The organism is Streptomyces sp. NRRL S-646 (genome assembly GCF_000720765.1).
Lineage (GTDB): Bacteria > Actinomycetota > Actinomycetes > Streptomycetales > Streptomycetaceae > Streptomyces.
The window spans coordinates 1-2390 of sequence record NZ_JODC01000065.1 but is presented as its reverse complement, the minus strand read 5'-3'; the positions used below and the strand labels follow the sequence as shown (position 1 = coordinate 2390).

Genomic DNA, 2390 nt, shown 5'->3' with positions numbered 1-2390 from the left:
TCCCACAACCCCCACGACGCAACCCCTGCCGGGTCTCACACGTCGTAGGTTTGGCCTCATCCGGTTTCGCTCGCCACTACTCCCGGAATCACGGTTGTTTTCTCTTCCTGCGGGTACTGAGATGTTTCACTTCCCCGCGTTCCCTCCACTTGCCCTATGTGTTCAGGCAAGGGTGACAGCCCATGACGACTGCCGGGTTTCCCCATTCGGACACCCCCGGATCAAAGCCTGGTTGACGACTCCCCGGGGCCTATCGTGGCCTCCCACGTCCTTCATCGGTTCCTGGTGCCAAGGCATCCACCGTGCGCCCTTAAAAACTTGGCCACAGATGCTCGCGTCCACTGTGCAGTTCTCAAACAACGACCAGCCACCCGTCACCCCACTGGAAAACCAGCGAGTACACCGGGACCGGCACTGAAGGCAGCCTCACGGCCGTGCCCTCAGACACCCAACAACGTGCCCGGCACACTCCCCGCTCCCCTCAACGTTCCACGCTCTTGCGAGCAGTACTGGAAGGAGAAGACGATCAAGTGTGCCGAATAATCAACGTTCCACCCATGAGCAACCACCGTCGAACGTTTGCCGACGTAATGGCCCTGGACCACCAGGCAATGCCCGGCGGCCTAGATGCTCCTTAGAAAGGAGGTGATCCAGCCGCACCTTCCGGTACGGCTACCTTGTTACGACTTCGTCCCAATCGCCAGTCCCACCTTCGACAGCTCCCTCCCACAAGGGGTTGGGCCACCGGCTTCGGGTGTTACCGACTTTCGTGACGTGACGGGCGGTGTGTACAAGGCCCGGGAACGTATTCACCGCAGCACTGCTGATCTGCGATTACTAGCAACTCCGACTTCATGGGGTCGAGTTGCAGACCCCAATCCGAACTGAGACCGGCTTTTTGAGATTCGCTCCACCTCACGGTATCGCAGCTCATTGTACCGGCCATTGTAGCACGTGTGCAGCCCAAGACATAAGGGGCATGATGACTTGACGTCGTCCCCACCTTCCTCCGAGTTGACCCCGGCGGTCTCCCGTGAGTCCCCATCACCCCGAAGGGCATGCTGGCAACACGGGACAAGGGTTGCGCTCGTTGCGGGACTTAACCCAACATCTCACGACACGAGCTGACGACAGCCATGCACCACCTGTACACCGACCACAAGGGGGCACCCATCTCTGGATGTTTCCGGCGTATGTCAAGCCTTGGTAAGGTTCTTCGCGTTGCGTCGAATTAAGCCACATGCTCCGCTGCTTGTGCGGGCCCCCGTCAATTCCTTTGAGTTTTAGCCTTGCGGCCGTACTCCCCAGGCGGGGAACTTAATGCGTTAGCTGCGGCACCGACGACGTGGAATGTCGCCAACACCTAGTTCCCACCGTTTACGGCGTGGACTACCAGGGTATCTAATCCTGTTCGCTCCCCACGCTTTCGCTCCTCAGCGTCAGTAATGGCCCAGAGATCCGCCTTCGCCACCGGTGTTCCTCCTGATATCTGCGCATTTCACCGCTACACCAGGAATTCCGATCTCCCCTACCACACTCTAGCCTGCCCGTATCGAATGCAGACCCGGGGTTAAGCCCCGGGCTTTCACACCCGACGTGACAAGCCGCCTACGAGCTCTTTACGCCCAATAATTCCGGACAACGCTTGCGCCCTACGTATTACCGCGGCTGCTGGCACGTAGTTAGCCGGCGCTTCTTCTGCAGGTACCGTCACTTGCGCTTCTTCCCTGCTGAAAGAGGTTTACAACCCGAAGGCCGTCATCCCTCACGCGGCGTCGCTGCATCAGGCTTTCGCCCATTGTGCAATATTCCCCACTGCTGCCTCCCGTAGGAGTCTGGGCCGTGTCTCAGTCCCAGTGTGGCCGGTCGCCCTCTCAGGCCGGCTACCCGTCGTCGCCTTGGTGAGCCGTTACCTCACCAACAAGCTGATAGGCCGCGGGCTCATCCTTCACCGCCGGAGCTTTACAACCCGGGAGATGCCTCCCAGGCTCATATCCGGTATTAGACCCCGTTTCCAGGGCTTGTCCCAGAGTGAAGGGCAGATTGCCCACGTGTTACTCACCCGTTCGCCACTAATCCACCCCGAAGGGCTTCATCGTTCGACTTGCATGTGTTAAGCACGCCGCCAGCGTTCGTCCTGAGCCAGGATCAAACTCTCCGTGAATGTTTACCCGTAATCGGGTGCACACATCACGAGAGCGGAACAGCCAGGCGGAATAAGCCCGGCCGTTCACAGCGTCCTCGCTGTGTTTTTTCAAAGGAACCTCGCCCCGGCCATGACGACCGAGAACGGGGTATCAACATATCTGGCGTTGATTTTTGGCACGCTGTTGAGTTCTCAAGGAACGGACGCTTCCTTTGTACTCACCCTCTCGGGCTTTCCTCCGGGC

2 rRNA genes are annotated in these 2390 nt (G+C 59.1%); both read right to left on the bottom strand.

Annotated features, from left to right (window positions below):
- Window positions 1-324: ribosomal RNA gene (locus IH68_RS0148815) — 23S ribosomal RNA — on the bottom strand; the annotation flags it as partial.
- A gap of 314 nt (window positions 325-638) precedes the next feature.
- Window positions 639-2164 (bottom strand): 16S ribosomal RNA (locus tag IH68_RS51290).
- Between the last annotated feature and the right edge of the window lie 226 nt (window positions 2165-2390).